The 22,479-nt window shown below is 65.8% G+C and carries 17 protein-coding genes and 1 tRNA gene; 11 read left to right on the top strand and 7 right to left on the bottom strand.

The genetic code is table 11. The annotated features are described in order from the left end of the window. The first annotated feature begins 64 nt into the window (after nt 1-64). The 4 genes from N7L95_RS28180 to N7L95_RS28165 all read left to right on the top strand — a co-directional run bounded on the left by N7L95_RS28180 (nt 65) and on the right by N7L95_RS28165 (nt 5,226). On the top strand, nt 65-3,979 hold the full coding sequence (locus N7L95_RS28180) for a hypothetical protein (protein ID WP_301260950.1): 3,915 nt from the start codon (nt 65-67) through the stop codon (nt 3,977-3,979). Nucleotides 3,980-4,074: 95 nt separating this feature from the next. Beyond that, nucleotides 4,075-4,551 carry a hypothetical protein gene (locus N7L95_RS28175; protein ID WP_301260949.1) on the top strand — a complete coding sequence of 159 codons (477 nt, stop codon included), beginning with the start codon at nt 4,075-4,077 and terminating at the stop codon, nt 4,549-4,551. Between the two features lie 50 nt (nt 4,552-4,601). Further along, nucleotides 4,602-5,030, top strand: coding sequence for a hypothetical protein (locus tag N7L95_RS28170; protein ID WP_301260948.1), 429 nt, complete (start codon nt 4,602-4,604; stop codon nt 5,028-5,030). A 16-nt stretch (nt 5,031-5,046) separates the two neighbouring features. Beyond that, entirely contained in the window at nt 5,047-5,226 is a 180-nt protein-coding gene (locus N7L95_RS28165; protein WP_301260947.1) for a hypothetical protein, read from the top strand. Between the two features lie 134 nt (nt 5,227-5,360). Here the strand turns inward: N7L95_RS28165 and N7L95_RS28160 are convergent. Together N7L95_RS28160 and N7L95_RS28155 are read right to left on the bottom strand one after the other, a co-directional pair. Next, nucleotides 5,361-5,436 (bottom strand) — tRNA-Ala (locus N7L95_RS28160). 49 nt (nt 5,437-5,485) lie between these two features. Then, on the bottom strand, nt 5,486-6,352 hold the full coding sequence (locus N7L95_RS28155) for an NAD(P)-dependent oxidoreductase (protein ID WP_301260946.1): 867 nt from the start codon (nt 6,350-6,352) through the stop codon (nt 5,486-5,488). Between the two features lie 80 nt (nt 6,353-6,432). Here N7L95_RS28155 and N7L95_RS28150 point away from each other — a divergent pair, with 80 nt between their 5' ends. Both N7L95_RS28150 and N7L95_RS28145 read left to right on the top strand, forming a co-directional pair. Beyond that, nucleotides 6,433-7,353: an alpha/beta hydrolase gene (locus N7L95_RS28150; RefSeq protein ID WP_363324898.1), complete on the top strand. Its 921-nt coding sequence runs from the start codon at nt 6,433-6,435 to the stop codon at nt 7,351-7,353. 656 nt (nt 7,354-8,009) lie between these two features. Next, nucleotides 8,010-9,386 carry a pectate lyase family protein gene (locus N7L95_RS28145; protein WP_301260945.1) on the top strand — a complete coding sequence of 459 codons (1,377 nt, stop codon included), beginning with the start codon at nt 8,010-8,012 and terminating at the stop codon, nt 9,384-9,386. A gap of 578 nt (nt 9,387-9,964) precedes the next feature. Here the strand turns inward: N7L95_RS28145 and curA are convergent. Next, on the bottom strand, nt 9,965-11,002 hold the full coding sequence (curA, locus tag N7L95_RS28140; protein ID WP_301260944.1) for an NADPH-dependent curcumin/dihydrocurcumin reductase: 1,038 nt from the start codon (nt 11,000-11,002) through the stop codon (nt 9,965-9,967). A 75-nt stretch (nt 11,003-11,077) separates the two neighbouring features. Beyond that, a complete protein-coding gene (locus N7L95_RS28135; RefSeq protein WP_301260943.1) occupies nt 11,078-12,241 on the bottom strand; it encodes an MFS transporter in 1,164 nt (387 codons plus the stop codon). 149 nt (nt 12,242-12,390) lie between these two features. On the opposite strand from N7L95_RS28135, the gene N7L95_RS28130 reads away from it, so the two are divergent. Both N7L95_RS28130 and N7L95_RS28125 read left to right on the top strand, forming a co-directional pair. Continuing rightward, nucleotides 12,391-13,431, top strand: coding sequence for an AraC family transcriptional regulator (locus N7L95_RS28130; protein ID WP_301260942.1), 1,041 nt, complete (start codon nt 12,391-12,393; stop codon nt 13,429-13,431). Nucleotides 13,432-14,412: 981 nt separating this feature from the next. Then, nucleotides 14,413-15,675, top strand: a complete 1,263-nt coding sequence (locus N7L95_RS28125) for a calcium-binding protein (protein ID WP_301260941.1) — start codon at nt 14,413-14,415, stop codon at nt 15,673-15,675. Nucleotides 15,676-16,137: 462 nt separating this feature from the next. On the opposite strand, the gene N7L95_RS28120 is transcribed toward N7L95_RS28125, so the two are convergent. Next, nucleotides 16,138-16,530 carry a hypothetical protein gene (locus tag N7L95_RS28120; protein ID WP_301260940.1) on the bottom strand — a complete coding sequence of 131 codons (393 nt, stop codon included), beginning with the start codon at nt 16,528-16,530 and terminating at the stop codon, nt 16,138-16,140. A 264-nt stretch (nt 16,531-16,794) separates the two neighbouring features. Further along, entirely contained in the window at nt 16,795-17,790 is a 996-nt protein-coding gene (locus tag N7L95_RS28115) for a GlxA family transcriptional regulator (RefSeq protein ID WP_301260939.1), read from the bottom strand. Between the two features lie 65 nt (nt 17,791-17,855). Between N7L95_RS28115 and N7L95_RS28110 the strand changes: the two genes are divergently transcribed. Next, entirely contained in the window at nt 17,856-18,719 is an 864-nt protein-coding gene (locus N7L95_RS28110) for an MBL fold metallo-hydrolase (RefSeq protein WP_301260938.1), read from the top strand. Nucleotides 18,720-19,067: 348 nt separating this feature from the next. Further along, nucleotides 19,068-20,387 (top strand): NosD domain-containing protein, encoded by a 1,320-nt coding sequence (locus N7L95_RS28105; RefSeq protein ID WP_301260937.1) that lies wholly within the window; start codon nt 19,068-19,070, stop codon nt 20,385-20,387. Between the two features lie 565 nt (nt 20,388-20,952). Here the strand turns inward: N7L95_RS28105 and N7L95_RS28100 are convergent. Next, the gene (locus tag N7L95_RS28100; protein ID WP_301260936.1) at nt 20,953-21,507 is read right to left on the bottom strand and encodes a fasciclin domain-containing protein; all 555 of its coding nucleotides are present in this window, start codon (nt 21,505-21,507) and stop codon (nt 20,953-20,955) included. 519 nt (nt 21,508-22,026) lie between these two features. On the opposite strand from N7L95_RS28100, the gene N7L95_RS28095 reads away from it, so the two are divergent. Continuing rightward, the gene (locus tag N7L95_RS28095; RefSeq protein ID WP_301260935.1) at nt 22,027-22,449 is read left to right on the top strand and encodes a CopG family transcriptional regulator; all 423 of its coding nucleotides are present in this window, start codon (nt 22,027-22,029) and stop codon (nt 22,447-22,449) included. The last annotated feature ends 30 nt before the right edge of the window (nt 22,450-22,479 follow it).

Below are 22,479 nucleotides of genomic sequence, written 5' to 3'. Positions count from 1 at the left end.
TCTCACTTGCTCCTCTCTACCGGGAGTAGCGGGCCGGTCCCTCTACCCACCTTAACGGAGCAACATGGACAACAACCCATATCAAGACGCCTTCCGCCGCGCCCAGCAGGCCGTCTTCTCGGACGCTGGTGGCCCCGGCGGAGTGCAGGACAACCTGCCTCTGAACCCCGGTCCCACCGCATACGAGCAGGCGGAAGAGCAGCGCAAGCGCAAGGAGGCCACCACGGCTGCCGACACCATGCAATCGATATGGCGTCAGGACGGCTTTGCCGATGGACTGATAGCGAACTACGTCGGCCGGCAGCTGCTCCCTGATCCGAATTACTCGCCCTTCCAGGATGCGGAGTGGAAAGAGCTGTCGGAAGGTGTATGGGAGGATCTTCGGCCCCACCTCTACGAGGCGCGGTCTGCAGCCCATGCGCAGTACATCAAAAGCCGACTCCTTGATAAGCAGGAGGACCTTACCCGCCTGGGAGACCTCGGGGGCTGGGGCACTGCAGGCCGCTTTGCAGTCAATGCCGTCCTTCCCGATCAGCTCCTGGTCGGCATGGTCGGAGGCTGGGCGGCGAGGGCTGCAAAGGTAGCCGAACTGGGGAAGGCGGCCACCCGGGTCCGTCGAGCTTCGGGCACAGGTGAAGCCCTTGCTGCCGCTGAGAACCTCGCAGGCGCCACCGCGCAGCAAGCTGCCTCCGCTGGAACAGCCAAAGCGATGGCCATAGGGGTGACCACTGGCGCCGCCGGAAACGCCGCAATTGAAAAGCTCCGGCAATCCGTCAACTTTGAGGACGACATGTCGGCCGTATTGGCCGCCGGCCTTCTCGGGGCCGCGATCACGACTCCTTTTGCGGCCGCAGGTCTCAAGGCAGAGCGGCGCATCGCTGAGACAGCTTGGAAGGAGCATGCAGCCTTGAAGGCCCTGCATGCCGCCCATGCAGGCGAGGAGCTGACACCGCTGCAGGCTCGGCAGGTGGACGAGGTGGTCACAACCCATCAGCTTGTCCGAGATATCCAGGCGGGCCGATTGTCGGCTAGTGAAGCGGAGGCCAAGGTCGCCGAGCTGGAGGCGCGGCAGGCATCCGACGATGCCGCCTTCATGCAGCGGCTTGGTGACAAGTTCGCCGAACAGTCCCGCCAGATCCTAGAAGAGATGTTCCCCGGCCGTGCTCTCCGCATGGAAGCGGCAGAGGAGTCTATGGCGGACCCGAATACATGGTTCCGGCAGGTCGATGACGAAACCGCAGCCCAGGCCGAGCAGGCATTCACGAATCCCGACACGGTGGAAGCCATCAAGGCATGGGCTCGGGCCAACCGGCTGCGAGACCAAGTAGCGCAGGCGGGCCAACCCCGGCCCGATGCGGTGGACCTATCAGACTCGGCTGCATGGTTCGACCTCATGAAACGGGACGAGCCGGAGACCGGGGAGGTGTTCCTGCCGGACGAACTACGGGAGAAGCTGGGCGCTCCTGAGGAGGCAGCAGTGCAGCCGGCCGGCAGCGGAGCTGTCAAGCAGGCGCTGAAGGTGCCCGCAGTGACCCCTGCTACCCCGCACGACGCTCCTGCCGGCTTCATCGCTCGGGGCTCCATCGGCTCCGCCCAGGCTTCGCTTGTTGACGCTGTTGCGGACCAGGCTACCGCCCTGGCGCATATCGAGGTGGCAGGCAAAAAGGTGCCGATTCGGTTCGACATCTTCGCGAAGCTGAACAGCTCCGAGAACCCGCTGGTTCGCCGGCTTGCGTTCTCCCTTGTGAAGGACCCTATTGCAGTAGACAAGGAAGTCGCACAGGGCTGGACCGCCTCGGAATGGAAGTCGCACCTTCGGAGGACCGTGGCCGGTCAGTTCTTCCGCGAGGCAAAGGAGCAGTTCCAGGAGGCGGCGCGGGTCCTCGGCCTGAACGTCTACCAGCGCTACAAGGTCGAGCGGGGCTTTTATGAGATGGTCACGAGGGTGACCCGAGGGGACGAGACTGTCCTGGACGACAACCCCCAGATTGCGCCGATGCTCCGCAAGGCTTCGGCCGCCCAGAGGAAGGTCTACGAGACCATCCTTCGGGAAGCCAAGAAGGTCGGCGTCAAGGGCGCTGACGGGGTAGACGTGCGGGACTTCTACGTTAACCGCCAGTGGGACATCGGGAAGATTCGAGAGCTGGAGGCAATGCACGGCAAGCAAGCTGTCATTGACGTGGTAGCCGGGGCGATTCAGGTCCCTGGCCTCACGGGCGACACCGCGAAGGCAGCTAGGTTCCTCCAGGCAGTCAAGCAGCTGGAATTCTCCCCGGTGATGCAGGACATCCTCCTCGGAGCCCAGGACATGGGCACCCTGCGAAGCGAACTGAAGGCGGCGGGTCTCGCGCCGTCCCAGGTGGATTCCATCGTGGATACCCTGTTCGAAGCCCGCGGTGGTGCCAGTGACGCAGGACAGGCGCCTAACCTCAAGTTCCGGTTTGACCTTGATGAAAACTTCTCGATCAAGACCGAGGCAGGAACCCTGAAGGTCTCGGACCTCCTGGAGAACGACAGCCGCGTCCTCGTTGACGCCTATGTCGGCTCTATGGGTGGACACGTGGCGGCCGCTAAGGTCGGCATTCGGTCTCGTGCGGATTGGGCCGCCCGCACCAAGGAGGTTACCGACTGGTTCACCGAGAACCCCTCTCCGGCCGCTCAGGCCGAGCTGCGGCTGCTGAATGACATCTACGCGAACATCACCGGCCGCCCGATGTCTACCCAGGACTTCTCCACTCCGGCCCGCATGGCGGCAGCCATCCGGGGCTACACCCGCTCTGTGATGCTGGGCCAGCTCGGCCTGGCTGCTACCTTCGAGATGATGCAGGCGGTGTCGGTTATGGGGTTCCGGGCCTTCGTCCGTCATGTGCCCTCGCTCAGCCAGTTCACGAAGGCGCTACGGGCGGGTCACGTTCCCGACGCCAAGCTGGCCCGGGACATCCAGCACATCGCCGGCTTCGGCAATGAACTGGCAATGACCTACATGAGGAATGCCGAGCTGGAGCCAGGCTTCATGGGGGCAGCCCTGAGTGGCTTTGAGCGAGGAGCGCACACGGTCTCCCACGCGGTTGACATCCTTTCCGGCAATGCGTCCATGACCTCTATCACTCGGCAGTTCGCCGGGCGAATGGCGGTGCAGCGGATGCATGACCTTGCAATGGGGCTGCAGCAGGTCACGCCCAAGCTGCGGGAACGCTTCGTTGCCCAGGGAATTGATGCCGACTATCTGGACACCATGCTAGGACAGCTCCGGCAGTTCTCTGACGCCGGGCCCGGTGGAACCGTCCGGGGCATCGAATGGGAGGCATGGCAGGCGAAGTACCCCGAGACCTACGAGAAGTTCCAATTGGTCCTCTCGCGGGAAGTGCGGGACGCCGTGCAGGATCAGGACCTGGGCGAGACGATGCCGTTCATGCACACCACCATCGGGAAAATCTTCGGGGAACTGAAGACGTTCATGCTGGTGGCCCACGCGAAGAACTTCCTAAAGCAGGTGAACTTCGCGGATGAGACGGCGATTCGAGTATGGGTTATTGGCTTTGTCGGCAACGCCATGGCCTATATGACCCAGAACGCGATCAACTACGCCCATGACCCGGCAGCGCTGGAGGACCGCCTCAGCCCCGAGCGCATCGGTCAGGGTGCGTTCTTCCGCATGGCATCGGCTGGTGTGGTTCCCGCTCTGTTCGATACCGGGTATGGGCTGCTGACAGGAGGTGACTCCCTCGTGCAGCCTGGGACGACTACCAACACCGACACCCGCAACTTCCTTCAGACCCCTTCGCTCACCGTAGCGGGGCGCCTGATGTCCGCTCCAGCAACCCTCGCCGGGATGGCGACAGGGAGCGATGTGACCACCAAGGCGGAAATGCGGTCCCTGGTCGGGGCGCTGCCCGGCTCCAACCTCTACGGGGTGCGCAACCTCGCGAATTACTTGGTGGACCTCCAGCCCGCTACAGACCCCGAGAAGGGGCGCTAGGCGGCCTTCCAGGCTGTCCACGGGGAAACCTGTGACTCAACCATCGGCGGCCCTTCGGGGCCGTTCTCATTCACTACTTCCAAGGAAATAACTGCATGACTCTTCGTGTTCGTCCGTACCCGGCAAGAGCCGGTCTGCGCGACTACGTGGACTTCGCCTCCGACCCAACTTGTGCTGAAACGCTGCTTTACCGCGTTGATAGCCGGCACGGGCCCCTAACGCTCGATATGGACGCCGGCATGGCACACGGCCACGTGCCTGGGGACATTCCCGGCGGGCCTCAACTGTTCATCACGGGAGCTGGCCGTAGCGTTGCCGTTGGCAAAGATGTCGTAATCAACTGCACGACCACCGACAAGGTGACCTTAGTCGTCGAGACGAGCGTAGACGGGACCAACTGGAGCGGCCCCACAGGTCCTGGCAGTCGCTGCTACTCGCTCAACTCGGGAGACTCCATCGGCATCCGCTTCACGGCGGTTTCGACGCTGTATCGCTGCCGCTTGGATGCCATCACCGGCGGCTCAGTACGCAAGGCCACGGTCACCAGTCAGGTTCGCGACCCGGGCGTCTGAGCAGGGCGATACGGAACTAGGGGTGCCTCCGGGCGCCTCTGTTTTTTCGAGTGGAGGAAACGCTCCGCTACAAGAACGGGCATCACCGGACGGGACTTCTGACCTCGATGTACCAAAATCTTGCCGTCATCAAGGGAGAGAACAACATGGCAACCTTCACACAGCTTGTGGTCGAACCATCCGACCATCAAAGGGGACGGTCCCCTGCTGGATACCAAGTCCAAGGCCATCTGGTTCTGGCAGATGCCATGAAGCGCTTCCTGTACACCCTAGGCTGCGCTGCCGGTGCCGCTGTGCTCTCGTACTACCTCGTTCGATTGTTCGGGCTGTGGTACGGCCCGCGGTACATCCAGTCTGACGAGGACATCGGGAACGTCTACATGGCATCCCTGGGCTTCATGGCACTGTGCCTCGTTGTCGGCGGAGTAGCAGGCTACAAGCTGGCCCGGAAGCAGGAGAACCGGCGCGCGGGAACTTGATGAAGGAACGCAGCGAATGAAAGACCGCCTGTCTCTTCTGTTGACGGCCGTTGTCGCCTCCGGGATGGCATGGACCTTCTTCAGCCAAGTGCCGTACTCGATGGAGATATTCCAGGCCGTCGCCCTGGCTGTGATCGTTGTAGACAACTTCCAGCTGAGGCAGCGGGTGCGCGCGTTAGAAGCAGGGAAACGATGAACGGGAAAAGAAAAAGGGCCCTTCCGGCCCTTCTTTCTGTACCTACTACTTGTACCTATCTTCCCAATGGTGGTTTGCTGTTGCTAACCTGTAGGGCCGCTTCAGCGCTGGATTTATAGGTGCTGCAGGATGCGTGGTGGAGACGAGGAGGATCGAACTCCCGACCTTCGCATTGCGAACGCGACGCTCTCCCAGCTGAGCTACGTCCCCACAATAATGAGATTGTAGCGCGAGCAAGCCCCCTTGCTGCAAGGTGCAGCTACATTCCGTTGCGCCGAGCCAGTTCCTTGAACAGCGCGCTATGGTCCAGTTCGGCGAAGCCGTGCTCCGCCGCGCTTGCATACAACTGCTCGAACAATGCCGTCACCGGAGCCTCGAAGTCCAGCTCAGCGGCGGTGCTCAAGGCGTTGCGCAGGTCCTTCAGCTGTACCGTCAATGCCGCCCGCTTGATGAAATCACCGTCCACCATGCGCTGCCCATGCAGCTCCAGCACCCGGCTTTCGGCAAATCCGCCGCGAATGGCTTCGCGTACCTTGCCAACATCGGCGCCCCCCCGGGCGCACAACAATAATGCTTCACTGACGGCGCCAATCGTGATGCCCACGATCATCTGATTGGCCAGCTTCGCCAACTGGCCGGCACCGTGCGGCCCCACATGCGTTGCGCGGCCCAGTGCCTTGAAAAGAGGCAGCGCGCGCTCGAAGGCGCTCGAGTCACCGCCCACCATGATGGCCAGGGTGCCTTCCTCGGCACCCACCGTGCCGCCCGATACCGGGGCATCCAGATGCGGCACACCCAGCTCGCCCAGGCGTGCCGCGTGTTGGCGCGCTTGTGCAGGTCTGATCGAACTCATGTCGATGACAAGCGTTCCGGGCTTCAGCACCGCCGCCACCCCCTGACCGAACAAGACGCTGTCCACCACGTCGCCGTTCTCCAGCATGGTGATCACCACGTCGGCATCGCGAACCGCCTGGGCGGCTGTGTGCGCTACCCGTGCGCCGTGCGAGGCCAAGCGCAAGGCCTTCTCCTGCGTGCGGTTCCAGGCGGTCACGGCAAAGCCGGCTTCGCGCAGTCGCCTGCCCATGGGCAGGCCCATCAGCCCAATGCCGAGGACGGTAACGTTCATGATGTGCTGCTTCCGGTCAAAATCCCTTGCTTCATTCAGTATAGAAGTGCCCAGCAACAGAGACCCAAAAGGAGACGCTGATGATGCGGCGCAAGCTCGACCCTGTCTGGCTCAACGGCCAGTACAGCGCCCGGGGACGGATCCCCGAGTATTCGCAAACCCTGCTCCGCTGGGCCCACGCCTCAGCCCAGGCCCGGGCGGCACTCTCGCGCCGACTCGACATCCGCTACGGGGACGGGCTGAACGAAACCCTCGATGTCTTTCCGACCCATCGCCGCCATGCGCCCGTGCTGGTCTTTCTGCACGGCGGCTTGTGGCGCGGCCTGGACAAGGCCGATCACTCTTTCATCGCGCCCGCCCTTGTCCGCGAAGGTGTCAGCCTCGTCCTGCCGAACTACGCCCTGTGCCCGGCTGCCACCATCGAGCAGATCGTCATGCAATCAGTCCGGGCGGTCGCCTGGGTGTCGCGCAACATCGACCGGCTGGGCGGCGACCCTGACCGCATCTACGTGGTAGGCCATTCTGCCGGCGGCCACCTCGCAGCGATGATGGCCAGCTGCCTGTGGCGGGAAGCGAATCCCGAGCTGCCGCCCGACCCCGTGCGCGGAGCGCTTGCCATTTCAGGATTGTTTGACCTTGAAGCCATCCGCTGCACTCCCTTCCTGCAGCAAGACCTGGGGCTGACTCGGGCCACAGCCCGCAAGCTGAGCCCCTACCTCTTCCCACCTCCACGTGTTCCTTTGCTGGCAGTCGTCGGCGGCCAGGAAAGCGACGAGTACAAGCGGCAAAGCGCCTTGATCCGGTCGGCATGGGGGGCGGCGGCGGTGCCGGTGTATGAAGTGCTGCCCAATGCGCACCACTTCGACATGCTGGAGGAACTGGTGCGTCCCGGCAGCCGGCTCCACCAACTCACCTTGGACTTGCTCCACGACCGCCCGGTCGGCCCCGCCCGCCAGCCGGCCGAGACCAGCGCCGTCAGAAGCCGGCACGCCGCTCTTTGATTCGGCTGGCCGGCCGTGGTGGCCGGCACAGGGAACAGCAGTGGCCGGCGTGTTCAAAGCTTGAGGCCGCGGCGGCCACTCGAAGCCGCACCCTGGCGCGCCGCGGAAAGCACCGCGGCTCCGGCCATCGCGTGAGCCCTCCCCAGTACTGGACCCCCGTCGCGCACCACTGCTCAGCGAAAAGGCGCTGCGGGAGCACGCCCTCGAGCCTCTCTTGAGGCGTTCTGATCGCCGCGCTACCCAAGTGGGCACGCTCGGAGCGCGCCTGCGTTTGGGCTTGCCACCCGTCCGCAACTGCGTTGTGAACTCCCGCCGCCTGGCCATCCTCACCCGGTGCGCGGCAACCCAACCGATGCAGCGGTGCTGTCCCCTCGCAACCCGCAGAGAGGTTGCATGTCGAAAAAGAAACATCGTTTCAGAACGAAAAAACGATGTTTCAAATGTGCGTCGATGATGTAGCCTGCGCTCGTTGTCGGTGTATCGAGTCCTCGGTAGCGGTCCCCCATCCAGGTGGTCGCGTCCGTGTCCGGCATGCGCCCCAACGCCGGCAGGAAGAAGCGTCCGCTTTCCGTGGCCAGGCGGTCCCTGCCACGGCCACTTGGCCACGGCCTGTTCACAGCGTCTTGTTTAGAGAAATAACTGAAGGAGATAGCACCATGTCTACCAACCAGACCCTGCTGAGGCTGGCTGCCTTGAGCCTGGCCTGCGCCGCGGGAACGCCCGCCCTGGCCCGCGACTGGCCGTCCGGCTTCTCGAAATGCGCCGATGAAGGGGAGACTTGCAAGAACGTCGGCAGCACGCCGCGTGAGGTGTCGTTCGGCATCAAGGACAAGTGGGTGGTGAAGACGCTCTCCGGCTCGGTCGAGTGCACGCAGGCCACCTTCGGGAGTGATCCCAACCCGGGCAAGGCCAAGAAGTGCGCTGTTGGACCCGTCGGCGCTCCTTCGCCCTCGCCAACTCCATCTCCGTCTCCGTCTCCGTCTCCGTCTCCGTCTCCGTCTCCGGCCCCAGCCCCTCACCACAGCGGCGGCTTTGGCGGCGAAGTCACCGGTGGCGGCACCGCGGCGCCCGTCACCGTCAGCACGGCGGCCCAGATGCAGGCAGCCATCAACGCCTATAGTGGCAGCGGCGGGCTCGTCATCCGCTACAGCGGCAAGTTCGACTTCTCGACCATCACCGACCCCTGCACTCAGTGGAAGAAGCCCGACGGCGACATTGTCGAGATCAAGGGCAAGAAGAACATCACCATCGAAGGCACGGATGGCTCCTCCGCCAACTTTGGACTTGCCATCAAGGGCGACACGTCCAACGTCATCATCCGCAACATGACCATCGGACTGCTGCCGGGTTCGATCGACGCTCTGGGCATCGAAGGGCAGGGCGGCAAGTCGCCCAGCTACATCTGGGTGGACCACAACACGCTGTTCAGCAGCGTGAAGGAATGTTCAGGCGCTGGCGATCTCGAGTTCGACGGCCTGATCGACAGCAAGGCCGGTGCGCATCACATCACCTATTCCTACAACCACATTCACGATCACCAGAAGGTCGGCCTCATCGGCTCCAGCGACAGCGACGCGAGCGACCGCTACATCACGTTCCATCACAACTACTATCAGAACGTCAAATCCCGATTGCCGCTGCAGCGCGCTGGCTATACCCACCTCTATAACAACCTCTACAGCGGCGTGCTCACTTCGGGCGCCAATATCCGCATGGGCGGGTACTCGCTGATCGAGGGCAATTACTTCGAGAACGCGCAGAACCCGGTGACTTCTCGCGACAGCTCGTCCATCGGCTATTGGGAATTGCGGAACAACAACGTTCAGAGTCCTGCCGACTTCAGCCGCTTCAACATCACCTGGGTGCCCAGCGAATCGTCGCCGACGCGCGATGCCACCGACTGGGCGACCACGGCTGTGTTCCCGGTTGGCATCCCGTATCGCTACACGGTCGATCATCCGGATTGCGTGAAGCAGAAACTGCCCACCGTGGCCGGGGCGGGCAAGTCCTACGCGACGCTCGCCTGCAACTGACGCGGCCTGCGCACACGGTACGGCAGACGTGAGGCCTTCCGCTGGTGGCGATGACCATGGCTCGTGGCCACCTGTTGCTCACGCATTCCTCGCGCGCGGAGTGCGAGGGTCGTGGCGCTGAGGCGGCAACGCAGCCGACCCGTACGACCCCGCCGCGCCGCCCGGCTTCACCACCGGGCGATGTTCGCCAACCGTTGCCTGGCGGCCCGCCGTTCCTTGGCGGGAGGCCGGCAGAGCCGGGTGAGAGAAGGGGCGGCCTCGGCGGACGAGGCCGCCGCTTTCTCGCACGTCGCGAGCTGTACCGTTTGCACAGCGTTGCGCCGAAGCCTCGGCTCGCACTGGCAATCAGCGGGACATTCGCTGCTGCCAGGCGGCCGGCCGTGCATGGCAACCCGCTGCAAGCCGGTGGCGCACAGCGTAGCGTTGCGGCCCAAGCCGAAGCGGGTTGCGGATGGCAGCGATGGGCGCCATCTCGGGAAGCAGCATGAACCTGCCTCAACCGAGCCCGGCAAGGCAAGGAATGGCCCGCGCAGGCCTTGAGCGCCGTTTCGCAGACCGACAACCGCGGCGGCCCCTCTTCAGTCCTGTCCGACACGCACCACGAGCTTGCCGAAGTTGCGTCCTTCCAGCAGCCCGATGAAGGCCGACGGCGCCTGCTCCAGTCCATCGACACGGTCCTCGCGGAGCTTGACTTGGCCATTGCGGACCCATTCACCCATCTCTCGGCGAAAAGCCTGGAAGCGCTCGCCGTAGTGATCGAGGATGATGAACCCCTGCATGCGGATGCGCTTTTGCAGCAGGGTCGCTAGAACCCGCGGCAGACGGTCGGTGCCGGGTTGCGACGATGCGTCATCGTTGTAGTGCGCAATGAACCCGCATACCGGCACTCGCGCGCCAATGTTGAGCCGGGGCAATACCGCGTCGAACACCGCCCCGCCGACGTTTTCAAAGTACACGTCGATGCCGTCCGGGCAGGCGTTGGCCAGGCGTTCGCCGAACTGCTCTTCGCGACGGTCCAGGCAGGCGTCGAAACCGAGCTCTTCGACCGCATAGCGGCATTTCTCGGCACCGCCTGCGATGCCCACCACACGGGCCCCCTTGAGCTTGGCAAGCTGCCCCACAACCGCGCCGACCGCACCGGTTGCCGCGGCCACCACCACCGTCTCGCCGGGCCCGGGTTCACCGATATCCAGCAGCCCGACGTAGGCCGTGAAGCCGGGCATGCCGAGCCCGCCCAGTGCCAGCGAGGGCGGCTCGAGGTCGTCTAGCGGCAGCAAGTCGCTGCCGTTCGACAGCGCGAAGTCTTGCCAGCCCGCGTTGGCAAGCACGAGTTCACCGACGGCAAACTTTGGATGATGCGAAGCGACGACGCGGCTCACCGTGCCGCCCACCATTGGCGCACCCAGGGGCACCGGGGGGGCGTAGCCGGGTCCCGTCTCGTCCATCAGGTTGCGCATGTAGGGATCGAGGGACAGGTACAGCGTACGCAGCAGCACTTGCCCATCGGCAGGCGCCGGAATGGGCGCGGATTCAAGGTGAAAGTCGTGCAGCGTCGGCAAGCCGCGCGGGCGGGCGGCAAGGATGATGCGGCGGTTGACCGCGTTGTCAGCGGGCATGATGGTCTCCTGCGAGGCAGTGGGGTGAACAAGAGGCGTTCGTTGGGCGAGGCGGGTGACGCGTACCGGCCAGGCTCACGCACGCGCGGGGCGAGGGCCGTAGCGCAAGGTGAGCAAGGTGCCCAGCGCAAGCGCAACGACGGCAAAGGCCGGGCCACCGCGTGCGCCAACCTGGTCGACCAGCACGCCGCCGCCGATGGCGCCGCTGGCGATGGCGATCTGGAACGCGGCCACGAGCAGGCCTCCGGCGCCTTCGGCCTGGTCGGGCGCCGCGCGCACGATCCAGGTCTGGAACCCCACCGGAAAAGCGCCGAAGGCGAAGCCCCACAGTGCGACCGCCACGGCGGTAACGACCGCGGAGCTGCCGGCCAGCAGCAGGCTGCCCGCCAGCGCCGCGATCAGCCCACCGCCAAAGACGATGGCCAGACGCTCACTGCGTTCAGCCAGCAGGCCGCCCGCGAAGTTGCCAAAGAAGCCGCCAATGCCGTAGCCCAGCAGGATGGCGGAGATGGCGCCGACGGAGAGCCGGGTGACGTCTTCCATCAATGGCCGGATGTAGGTAAAGCCCGCGAAGTGGCCGGAGATGACCAGCAGCACGGCGAGCAGGGCGATGCGCACGGCAGGGCGCCCCAACAGCTGGCCCAGCACTCTGAGATCCGGGTTGTCGCGCGGCGGCAGGGCTGGCAGCGTGAAGAGCTGCGCGGCAAGGGTCAGCATGCTGACCGCTCCAGCAGCGACAAAAGCGCTCCTCCAGCCCCACAGCTCGCCCATCCACGCACCGACGGGGGCGGCGCACACGGTGGCGACCGAGACACCGGTGAGGATGACCGACATCGCGCGTGCGAAGAGCCGCTCCGGCACCAGGCGCATCGCCAGGGCAGCCGCCATCGACCAGAAGCCGCCCAGGGCAATGCCGAGCATCACGCGGGCAAGGAGCAGCACCGGCAGGGAGCCCGCTGCGGCCGCGAGCCCGTTGGAGAGCACCAGCAGCAGGGTCAACGCCAGCAAGACGGCCCTTCGGTCGATGCGGCGGGTGAGCAGAGGAATGGAAGGCGCAGCCACCGCGCCGACGAGCGCCGTGACCGTGACGGCCTGGCCAGCTGCACCGTCCGAGACCCCCAGGTCGGTGGCCATGGCGGTGAGCAGGCTCGCAGGCAGGAACTCGGCGGTCACCAGCGCGAACACGCCCAGCGCCAGCGAGGCCACAGCGGGCCAGCGTGCCGGTGCGGCGGAGTCCATCGGGCGGCCGGCGGTGTCGGACGGGACGGCTGTGCAAGCATCAATGCAATGGGAGGTGGAAGCGGTGGACACGGGTTGGAGGCGTGGTTGTGATCGGAGTCCGCAGCTTAGGGATAAGATTTCGGTGTTTCCATGCCGGAAAAGCCAAAATGCTTGACCGTTTGTCCGACCCTCCGCTGCGCCGCCCTCCCGACTCCCCGGAGTTGCGGGACACCCTCACTCAAATCCTGCTGGGCTTGCGTCTCGATGGCGTGGAGTACGGCCGTTGCCTGCTGCGCCCGCCGTGGGCGGTGGCCTTCCCGGCGCAGCGATCAGCGCGGTTCCACTTTGTCGCCCGTGGGGGCGGCTGGCTGCGCACGCAGGCGGCCGACTGGGTTCGCCTGAATCCTGGCGACGCGGTGCTGCTGCCACGCGGCAGCTTTCACGTGCTCGCGAGCGCTCCGGAGGTGCCGGCGGTGGACATCGACTCGCTCGCTCGCGTCGCGGTTTCGGAGAACATCTACCTGGTACACGGCGACGCCGAGGCCGCCGCCGATGGGTCCGGCGAAGGGCGCGAGCCGCCGGCGTCCGACGTGATGTTCTGCGGCACCCTGCGCTTCAACCTCGACCCCTTGCATCCGCTCATGGCGATGATGCCGGACGTGATGCGTGCGGGCGACCTGGCGCAGCGCGACCCCACCGTGCCTGCGCTGTTGGAGGCCATGGAGCGCGAGGTCGCGCTCGACCGGCTCGGCGCATGCGGCATCCTCGCGCGGCTGGCAGACGTGCTGGCGGCCAGCATCATTCGCGCCTGGGTGGAGTGCGGCTGCAGCGATTCCACCGGCTGGATCGCGGCGGTCCGCTGCCCCAAGATCGGCAAGGTGCTCGCAGCTATCCATGCGAACCCCGAGCGCGACTGGAGCGTGCCGATGCTGGCCGATCTGATGAGCGCGTCGCGCTCCAGTTTCGCGGAGGCTTTCACGCGCACCGTGGGCGAGAGTCCGGCGAAATACGTGGCGAAGGTCAAGATGTTCCAGGCGCGACGCTGGATCACGCAGGACGGCATGCGCGTCGCAGTCGCCGCGAATCGACTCGGCTACGACTCGGAAGCTTCGTTCAGCCGCGCCTTCAAGCGCATCATCGGGCACCCGCCCAGCGCAGCGCGTGCCGAGCACCTGGGCATGAGGGAGGTTGCGCGCGCCCGTGAGTGAGGCCGGGGGCCAGCGAAGCAAGGATGATTGACGCCGGCCCAGCCGGTGTGTCGCGCGCCGCTGGCGCCTTGGGTGCCGTATTGCTGGTGCGCGCCCGGGCAGGGTGGCTGCACTCGATCTGCGGGGCCGCTTGTGCGTCGCTGAGCAACGGCAAATCGGCGGGGACCGACGGGCCGCAAGTGGGCGATGACGTTGCAAGCCCTGATCTGGCCGTCAGCGGCGTCACAGTGCGGGCGGAGCAGTGACAGGGGCCTTCCTGACTCGCGGCACGTTGCGTCACCGGCCCCCGGTCGTCGTCACCTGCCTTGACGCCCGCCCGTCTCGGCCTCGCCGTGGTGTCGGGCCCCACAAGCGACGGAAGGTGCGCTGTGGCGCGGGAGGAACCGATGGCCGCTGCGGTTCTCGCGGGTTCGCTGCCGAGGTGGGTGCCGAAGGCCCGGCGGCCGGTCGGGGGGCGCTGCCTCGGTGAAGTGGGCCTGGAGTCTGACGTCGCGCCCCGCAGGTATTTCCTCGCAGCGCCTTCTTACGGGCGCGGTGGCGAATCAGGCAATGGCCGCTGTCTGACAGGGGGCGCAGCGCGGCCTGCTTGCTGTAGTGCCTTGAGCGGCCGCTTGGGCCGTCTGAGCGGTGAGTCCATGACGCGGCCGGCGCTCCGCCCCTGTTTCATGCCACACAGCCCACCCGTCCCGCTGGCCGACTGCATGGGCTACGTCCCGCGTGCAGTTCCGCTGGCGAGTTCTTTCAAGGCGATGTTCTGCCGATCGGAGAGCTGCCTCCCCGCGCACGACCTGCGCTGTCATCACTTACAAGAATCGGCTTGGTTCCCGGCGGCGGGAGGGCTAGCTTGGACTAGCGGCGTACCTCCGGACTGGCGGCCGTCCTCGATGGAGGGCGTTGCGTTCACCTCGGCGCATCGCCCTCACTGCGCGCTGCAGAAAGAGCGCAACGGTGTGGGCGGAGTTCCACTTCAAGGAGATTGACATGGCCATCATCACTGGAACAGCAGGCAACGATGTCCTCAACGGAACAGCGGCCAACGACCAGATCTCCGGCCTTGCCGGCAACGATGTCTTGAACGCCAACTGGTCGGCCGGCGATGACGCACTTGTCGGAGGCAGCGGCAACGACACCTACAACGTGAATTCCGCAGGAGACACCGTGACGGAAAACGCCGGCGAAGGATCGGATACCGTGGTGTCGCGGCTGGCTAGCTATTCGCTCGGCGCGAACGTCGAAAACCTGACCCTGGACAACACGGGGCCCCTGATGGCGGTCTCCGGCACCGGCAACGCACTCGACAACGTCATCACCGGCAATGACAACGACAACACGCTGTCCGGTGGGGCGGGCAACGACACCTTGAACGGCGGCGACGGTGACGACACGCTCGCCGGCGGTGCGGGCAACGACACGCTGTCGGGTGGCAACGGCGTGGACACCCTCAACGGCGGCGCGGGGGACGACACGCTCGACGGCGGAGACGGTCCGGACAGCCTCAACGGCGGGGCCGGCAACGACATCCTGCAGGGGGGCGCCGGCGCCGATACGCTGAACGGGGGCGCGGGCGACGATACGCTGGATGGCGGTGCAGGTGCCGACAGCTTGAATGGCGCAGCCGGTGACGACACGCTCAACGGAAATGATGGCGCCGACGTGCTGGAAGGCGGTGCCGGCAGCGATACGCTCGACGGTGGTGGTGGGGCCGACACCCTCAACGGCGGGGCCGGCGGGGACATCCTGCTCGGCGGCAACGGTGCCGACCAGTTGGCGGGCAACGGCGGCACTGATCAGCTCAACGGCGGCAATGGCGCGGACACGATGAGCGGCGGGACTGGAAACGACCTCTTGACCGGCGGTGGCGGCCTCGACCGATTCGTATTCGCTGAAAGCGGAGCCAGCCATGCAGACGGCATCACTGATTTCAACACCACTGACGACACGGTGGTGCTCGACAACGCTCTGGACCAGGCCCTGGCCGGGGGAATCGACCCTGGCATTCTCGGGCTGACGTTTGTCGGCGGAGCCGTGGGCGGCAATCCGCTGGCGGCGGCGTCCTTCTTCAAGGGGGCGGGCTTGACGGGCAACTCCGCGGCCAGCGCCAGCGGCATCTACGTCAACACGTCCGACGGGACGGTTTGGTACAACCCGACGTCCGGGGCAGGAGGTGACTCGATGCTGCTGGCGAACGTCGGCGCCCCGGCATCCACGACCCTGGCGTCTTCGGACTTTGTTTACGGCGCCTGAAGCAGCGTGGATCAACTCGGGAAACGGCATGGGTTTCCCGATGTCCGGCCGGCGCAAGGGAGGCTCGGTGTGGATGCGCCCGGTGGTTGGTGGCCCGCGGTAGCCCTCGACCCCGGGCAGAACAGCGCCTGCCTGTGCGCCGGCATTCGTTGACGGAGCCGTCGAGGGATGCCGTCTGCCATCCATGAAGGCAGACCGGGCCCGCTCCACCTGCAACAGACGAGCCCTGCGCAGTGGCTCGCCCGGCGCCCACCACCGCTTCCCGGCATGCAAGTGGGAGAACAGGCCCGGGGGCATGAGGAGGGGGGGCGCCAGCCTGAGGCTCATTCGGTGTCAGCAACCATCGGCACAGGCCCGTGCCGGCCATTCATTGATGATGCTATCGAGCCTTCAGCGACAGCGTACCGCCCGACATCTGCTGCCGTTGTCGATCCCGGTGTCGCGGATCGCCCGGTCAGTCAGTCAGTGTCGTGTCGAGCTGGTCTCTTGTGCGTGAGCCCAGGGCAGCGGGTGCGAGCGCAGGCGGTCCCAGAGGCGTCGCAGGCGGCTTTTGCGCGGGGCGGCGAACGAATCCGCCGCATGGGGTGGTGATGAGTTGGGATCGGAGTTGGACAAGCGGAGCGGCTCAAGCGCTTGATCCGATGCTCGAGCCAAGGCGATGCGCGATGCGTTCAAGACCTTCAAGCCCGCCTCGATGGCCGCCAGGGACTCCGCCTCTTGCTGTGTGTCGAGTCCTGCTTGCTTCAAGCGGTCAATGAGCAGGCGCTTCGAAGTGCACCGCAACTCATCTTTGACGACCAAGGACTCGAGCCTGTCCTCCCACTTGCCCTTCAAGGAGCTGGACAGAGCTTTCACTTGCGCCTCCTCATGAACCTGCCGGGAACTTTAGGCCATCGGCGTCGTGCGTGCCACCATCCTGCAGAAGTAGCCAGGGACTCGCATCGCAGGTTCGACCTTGACCAGAGTGGGCTCTGTCATCGAGACGCTGGAGGATCCATCGGCCCGCGGGCCGGCCTGGCTTGCACCAGCAGACCAGCTGCGCCTTCGCCGGTGTCGCTCTGCCAGCGGCACACAACGGCCTTCAAGCGCGATGATCACCCGGCACCAGCGCCGCCTCGATCACACCCTGACGGTCGGGCCTGTTCCGCACGACTTCACGAAGTCACCTGGCGTCAGTCCCGTCGCTTGCTTGAAGCTGCGGCGGAAGACCGACTCGTCCGAGAAGCCCAGTGCGTCGCTGATCTGCGCCACCGTCTGGCCGCTGTGCAGGAGGCGTTCTCCAGCCTGGCGCAGCTTGAGCAGGCGCACATGTTCCCCGACGCTGTGCCCGGCCGCCGAGCTCACGCGGCGGGCCAGGGTGCGTGAGGAGGTGGCCAGTGCCTCTGCAATGGTGTCGAGCCGCAGCTGATTCGCCGGCAGACCTTCGACCAAGGCTTGCAAACGCGCCATCAAGGGATCGACGCTGTCGATGGCCTCCAGCCGCTGGAATACCGCAAGCGTCGATTGCGGCCGGGGCAGCACCGCAAAGCGCTCGACATCGCGCCATAGGGATCCACCCAGCCAACGGGTGACATGCTGGCCGATGATGGATTGGTAGCCATGTGTGCCGGATGCGGTGACGACGTGTCGATCCGCGACCACGCTGTGCTGCCATTGCCAGTCGATATCCGCGTGGCGCGCTGTGAGCCAGGAAGCCGCCCACCAGGTGGCGGTGGCCGAACGACCGCGCAGGCGCCCCGCTTCGGCCAGCAGCGCGACTCCGCTGCAGTAGGCCCAGCACTGGGTGGATGGCGGCAAGCCGCGAATGGCACGAAGCAGGGACCGCTCGCCCTGCAGCACCGCGTCGATCTGTGTCACGGAATGGGCCCAGAAGCCGGGCACCACCACCACATCGCAAGCAGCGCTGGCCACACCCTGCGACGCCCGCATTCGCAGCTCGTGAGCCGTCACCACATCGCCCTCCTGCAGTCCCACCCACTGCACATCGAACCGGCGGGCTCCGGCGCGCAGGTTAGTGGCGGCCAACAGGTCCGCGGTGGCCAGAAGCCCCGATGCCACGCAGCCCGGGTACAGCAGCAGACCGACGCGCAAGCGCCGGGAGGGGGGTGTTGGCATGAAATGCTCGGAAGCTGGCAAAAGCAGCCATGGTAGCAAGGGCGGGAAAACAAGAGGATGAGCGCATGAACATCACACAACTGCGCAATGCCACCGTCCTGGTGGAGATCGGGCCCCACCGCCTTCTTGTCGATCCGATGCTGGCTGCCGCCGGTGCCTTGCCCAGCCTCAAGTGGTTCACCACGCAGCGACGCCGCAATCCACTGGTCGACCTGCCGCCTGGCAGCGACAGCGTGTTGGACCGGGCCACGCACGCCCTCATCACGCACTGCCAGCGGGGGCACTTCGACCACCTCGACAGCGCGGGGCGCCGCTGGCTGCGCCAGCGTGGCCTGCCGGTGTTGTGCATGCCTGACGACCTGGTGCACCTGCAGGGTCGGGGGTTGAATGCGGTGGCATTGCAGCAGGCGGGCAGCAGCACGGTGGACGGGCTGAGGATCACCCCGGTGCCGTGCCTGCATGGCGAGGGCTGGGTCGGCCGCTTCATGGCCCACGGCTACGGCTACTTCATCGAATTCCCGGGAGAGCCGACTTTGTACATCGCCGGCGACACCGTTCTCACCGACACGGTAAAGGACTGCGTCCTGCGTCGGCACCCCGATGTGTGCATCGTTCCCGCAGGCGGCGCGGCGTTCGACCTCGGGGGCGAGATCATCATGGACGGGGGCCAGGCGATGACCTTGGCGGCGCTTGGTCGCGGAGCCTTCGTCGCGAACCATCTTGAAGCCCTCGACCACTGTCCCACGACCCGGGCCCAGCTGCGCAGTGCCGCCATCGTACGAGGGTTGGGCGAGCGCTTTTTCGTTCCGGAGGATGGGGAGGTGCTCTCGTTCGCAGGAGTGCAAGCACCGTCTGCATCGGTGGCGCCGCCGCACGCGCGGCGGGCGACGCCTGGCGTGGATCTCGCGCTCGTCGATCCGACCGCTTGAAGCGACCTCGGTGGCGGCGTTGGGGTCCGCCCCGCGTCGGTGTCCTGCAGCTGGTTCGAGCGCTGCGCCGCGCGGCGGAGAATTCGCCGGCCCGGCGCGATGTGGTGCGTTCGAGGTGGTCGGCGGCAGGGCCGCGTCACGCCTCCCCGGGCCAGCGGCAGCCTCGCGATGGCGCGAAACAGGTGCCGATCGCTGCATCGCCGTGTCAGCGACCACCGCGCGCGAGGGCGGCCGGGTGAGCTGCCTTCGCCGCTGAACCAGCCCCCCATCGTGGTGTCTGGATCTCGTCCACATCGGTGCGTAGACTCCGCAGCGCTCGTCGAGCAGCACATTCCTTGAGGAGGGGAGATGCCCATCACCTACATCGATTCGGCCGCCGCTAGCAGCGGGGACGGGAGTGAACGCAGTCCCAAGAAATACTGGGATTCTTCCGTCGATGTGTCGGACGGCGCCGTGGTTCTGCTGAAACGAGGGGCGGTCATCGAGCTGGTCAACACCGTGCAGCCACCGGGCGCCATCACGGTGCGGGACTATGGTGATCCGGCCGCGGCCGCGCCAGTATTGCAATGGACCCCCGACCGAGGAATCGAATCGAAATGCACCGATTCCAGCAAGACGGTGAGCTTCGAGAACGTGCATTTCATTGGCAATGGCGTGGGAGCGCTGTTCCAGGCGGTTCATGGTGCCAGGCTTCGTGTGGTGAACTGTGTCGGCGAAAACGCCATGACCGGGGTTCGCTATGCGGCGTCCGATTCCGTGGTCGAGGGCAACATCCTTCGCAAGGTCACCACCGGCATCTATGTCGGTAGAAACGACTTGCCAAAACCCTCCCGCGGCTGGATATCCGGGAATCAGGTCTTCGCCACCGGTGATGCGGTGACCCTGCACGACGGCGTGGGGCTGGGTGTGGGCAATGTCATCTACGGCAATACCCTCATCGGCGGAGCTCCGACCAATAACGAAAACGCGGTCGATGTGCTGCGCGGCTGGCCGCAAACAGTGATTGCCTTCAACCACCTTGCATGCAACGGGCGTCAGGCGGCCATCGTCACCTCCGCCGGTAGCGACGGCTGCCTGATCTACGGCAACAAGATTGCGGGGGCGGGTACCGGCATGGCGCTGAACATCCGCTCAAGCAACAACTCGATCTACGGCAACATCGTCCATGAACGCCGCTCGTCGAACACGGCGACCTGTCTCTACATCGGCCCGGACAGTACCGGCAATGGCGTGGCCACCCGGAATGCAATCCTGAACAACACCTTCGTCGCAAGCGCCGATACGCAATGCCACGCGATCAAGGTGGCGGTCGGAACCAGCGGACATTTCTACAACAACATCGTGATCAACCGCTCCTCGTGCGCCAGCCTGGAGATTCCCGCCGGAGCCCTGGCGGCCTGGATGGTGGACCACAACGCCTGGTGGACGCCCTCCGGTGCGATGCCTTTCATCGCCGGCGGCCATCCGTGGTCGTTTGCGCAGTGGTACGAGAGCGGGAGGGACCGCAGTGGCACGGCCTCGGTGGATCCCTTGCTGGATGTGTTGATGCGACTGCCCGACCGCTCGCCGCTGGCAGCGGCCGGCTTCGACTGGGCTGACAAGCGACAGACTGACGCCTGGGGGCAAGCCTTTGGGCGGCCGCCTTCGATCGGCGCGGTGCAAGGGTAGGGGGATACGTCATGGAGATCCGACAGGAACGGGCCCCGGCGGCCGGGATGTCGAGGCATGCTGCCGAGGCCAGCTCCCTGCACCGACGGCAAGTGCTGGCGCTGCTCGCGGTGCTGCCGACCGGTGCGCTGCTGCCGGCTTGTGGCGGCGCAGATCGCGCCCCGGTGGCACCGGCCGAAGCCCACACCGGCCTCGACGTGCCAGCGGGCGGTGCCCCGGCCACGACGACAGGGCGTATCCATAGCGAGGCAAGTACGCCACGCTCAGTGCCGGGCGCGGCGGCGGCCGGCCTCCGGCCCGATTAGGGGCGGCAGGCACCGGATCTCCGGGGGCCCTCGTTGCCCCGCCCATGCGCTGGCTGCGTCTTGGCCGTGTTGGCGTCCTCGGGGTGTGGCGTTGGTGCGAGACACACTCGTTCCACTTCCTCTCCAGGCCCGATGGCGTCAATGCGGGCCGGGGCACCCCGCCATCCGGTGGGCAGCATCCGTCGAACCGGGCGAGCTGTTCGCCGATCGCCTGTGGCTTCTCGGGGCCATCAGGGGGGGGCCTCTGCTCCGGTCCAAGCTCAATTGCGCGGCACGCCGTACAGCAACGGGTTGCGCACCCGGATCTCCGAGGCGGATTGGCGGCTTGACAGTGTCGAGGGCGTGATCACCTTGTTGATGATCCACAGGACACCATTGCTCGCTGCACTGCCGGTGTCCATCAGCCTGCCAGCTCCATACCAGTGGCCATCGGCGTCGCTGCGGGTGCAGATGCTTTCTCCGCGCAGCGCTGACAAACTGCCCCTGCCGAGGTCGAGTTCACGCACACACGACGGAACGATGTGGTGGGCGAGCAAGGTGCTCGCCACTCGCATGTCGCGCATCGACTCGTGCAGGAAGTGAGGAGGCAGCGCGCCGAACGCTGCGTTGCTCGGCGCAAACACGGTGAAGGGGCCTCGGCCTCCCAGGGTCTCTGACAGTTGGGTGGTCTGGAGCAGTACGGCAAAGACGCGCAGCAGGGGGGTGCAACGTATCAGACTCAGCAAGTCGGTGCCTTTCTCGTCGGCACGGCCGATGGACAGGGACCGCAGCTCGGGCTGGATCGAAGGTGCGTCGTGCCGCATCTGTGCTTGCATAGGGTTTCCTCCCGGTGATCAATGAAGCTGAAAGCGCGCGATGCCATGCGGCTTTCAAGGTGTCCACGCACAGCGGCAGGGACGCTGGCCTCGCTTGCGCAAACGACAACTGCGCGTCGATGGGCGGCCAGGATCAGCTGTAGCGGCAACGCCAGCCATTGCGGGTTCGACCATCGAGAACCAGGCGAGCGGCCGGCAACTGGACACCGTGGCGACAGGCCGGCAGGAGAGGACGGGCGCCCGGCTGCGTGGAAGAAGCGATCCGGAACCCGACGACCCACGGTAACACCGGACGAGGGCATGGCACGACTAATTTTTTCGGCTGGCGTCGTCGCTGGATGCGGCGGGCGCAGCGCTCTCGCCGAAGCATCGACCAAGGCAATGGCCGCCTTGACGCGGCGCAAGCGGCGGCGCCCTTCGCAAAACGCCCGGGCGGCCACGCCACCCCTGCCGCACCCCCGCGGAGCCAACGTGCCTTTTAGATGCCCCATCCAAGTGGATGGTGCTAGGATGGGCGCCATGCCTCCTCGCACCGCCCACCAAGCGCCCGTCCCCAGGCCGCCCGACGAGAAGATCACGATCAACGTCGGGTGTGTAGACCTGGGGCAGATCGACCTGCTGGTGCAGGAGGGCTTTTATGCGAACCGGACCGACCTGATCCGCACGGCCATCCGCAACCAACTGGCCGCGCACGGCGACGTGGTGCGCCAGGTGGTCTTGCGCCGCACCCTGGTGCTCGGCATCCAGCACTACGCCGCGGACGATCTCCGCGCGGTGCAGGCCGCCGGGGAACGGTTGCAGATCCGTGTGCTGGGCCTTGCGTCCATTGCCGCCGATGTCACTCCCGAACTGGCGCTCGACACCATCGAGTCGCTGACCGTGCTGGGCTCGCTGCATGCGAGTCCCGCCGTCAAAGCCGCTCTCGCCAAGCGCATCTGTTGATGACTGCCTCATGGAGAGCACATGATGAAT

This window comes from Eleftheria terrae (genome assembly GCF_030419005.1).
Classification (GTDB): domain Bacteria; phylum Pseudomonadota; class Gammaproteobacteria; order Burkholderiales; family Burkholderiaceae_C; genus Caldimonas; species Caldimonas terrae.
Note: the sequence above shows the minus strand (reverse complement) of the source record. Positions and strands in the feature narration are given on the sequence as shown.

Bases quoted from the DNA above. Each gene is read 5' to 3' on its own strand.
- N7L95_RS28180 (WP_301260950.1), top strand. From the start codon at position 65: ATGGACAACAACCCATATCAAGACGCCTTCCGCCGCGCCCAGCAGGCC.
- N7L95_RS28175 (WP_301260949.1), top strand. From the start codon at position 4,075: ATGACTCTTCGTGTTCGTCCGTACCCGGCAAGAGCCGGTCTGCGCGAC.
- N7L95_RS28165 (WP_301260947.1), top strand. From the start codon at position 5,047: ATGAAAGACCGCCTGTCTCTTCTGTTGACGGCCGTTGTCGCCTCCGGG.
- N7L95_RS28155 (WP_301260946.1), bottom strand. From the start codon at position 6,352: ATGAACGTTACCGTCCTCGGCATTGGGCTGATGGGCCTGCCCATGGGC.
- N7L95_RS28150 (WP_363324898.1), top strand. From the start codon at position 6,433: ATGATGCGGCGCAAGCTCGACCCTGTCTGGCTCAACGGCCAGTACAGC.
- N7L95_RS28145 (WP_301260945.1), top strand. From the start codon at position 8,010: ATGTCTACCAACCAGACCCTGCTGAGGCTGGCTGCCTTGAGCCTGGCC.
- curA (WP_301260944.1), bottom strand. From the start codon at position 11,002: ATGCCCGCTGACAACGCGGTCAACCGCCGCATCATCCTTGCCGCCCGC.
- N7L95_RS28135 (WP_301260943.1), bottom strand. From the start codon at position 12,241: ATGGACTCCGCCGCACCGGCACGCTGGCCCGCTGTGGCCTCGCTGGCG.
- N7L95_RS28130 (WP_301260942.1), top strand. From the start codon at position 12,391: ATGCTTGACCGTTTGTCCGACCCTCCGCTGCGCCGCCCTCCCGACTCC.
- N7L95_RS28125 (WP_301260941.1), top strand. From the start codon at position 14,413: ATGGCCATCATCACTGGAACAGCAGGCAACGATGTCCTCAACGGAACA.
- N7L95_RS28115 (WP_301260939.1), bottom strand. From the start codon at position 17,790: ATGCCAACACCCCCCTCCCGGCGCTTGCGCGTCGGTCTGCTGCTGTAC.
- N7L95_RS28110 (WP_301260938.1), top strand. From the start codon at position 17,856: ATGAACATCACACAACTGCGCAATGCCACCGTCCTGGTGGAGATCGGG.
- N7L95_RS28105 (WP_301260937.1), top strand. From the start codon at position 19,068: ATGCCCATCACCTACATCGATTCGGCCGCCGCTAGCAGCGGGGACGGG.
- N7L95_RS28100 (WP_301260936.1), bottom strand. From the start codon at position 21,507: ATGCAAGCACAGATGCGGCACGACGCACCTTCGATCCAGCCCGAGCTG.
- N7L95_RS28095 (WP_301260935.1), top strand. From the start codon at position 22,027: ATGCCTCCTCGCACCGCCCACCAAGCGCCCGTCCCCAGGCCGCCCGAC.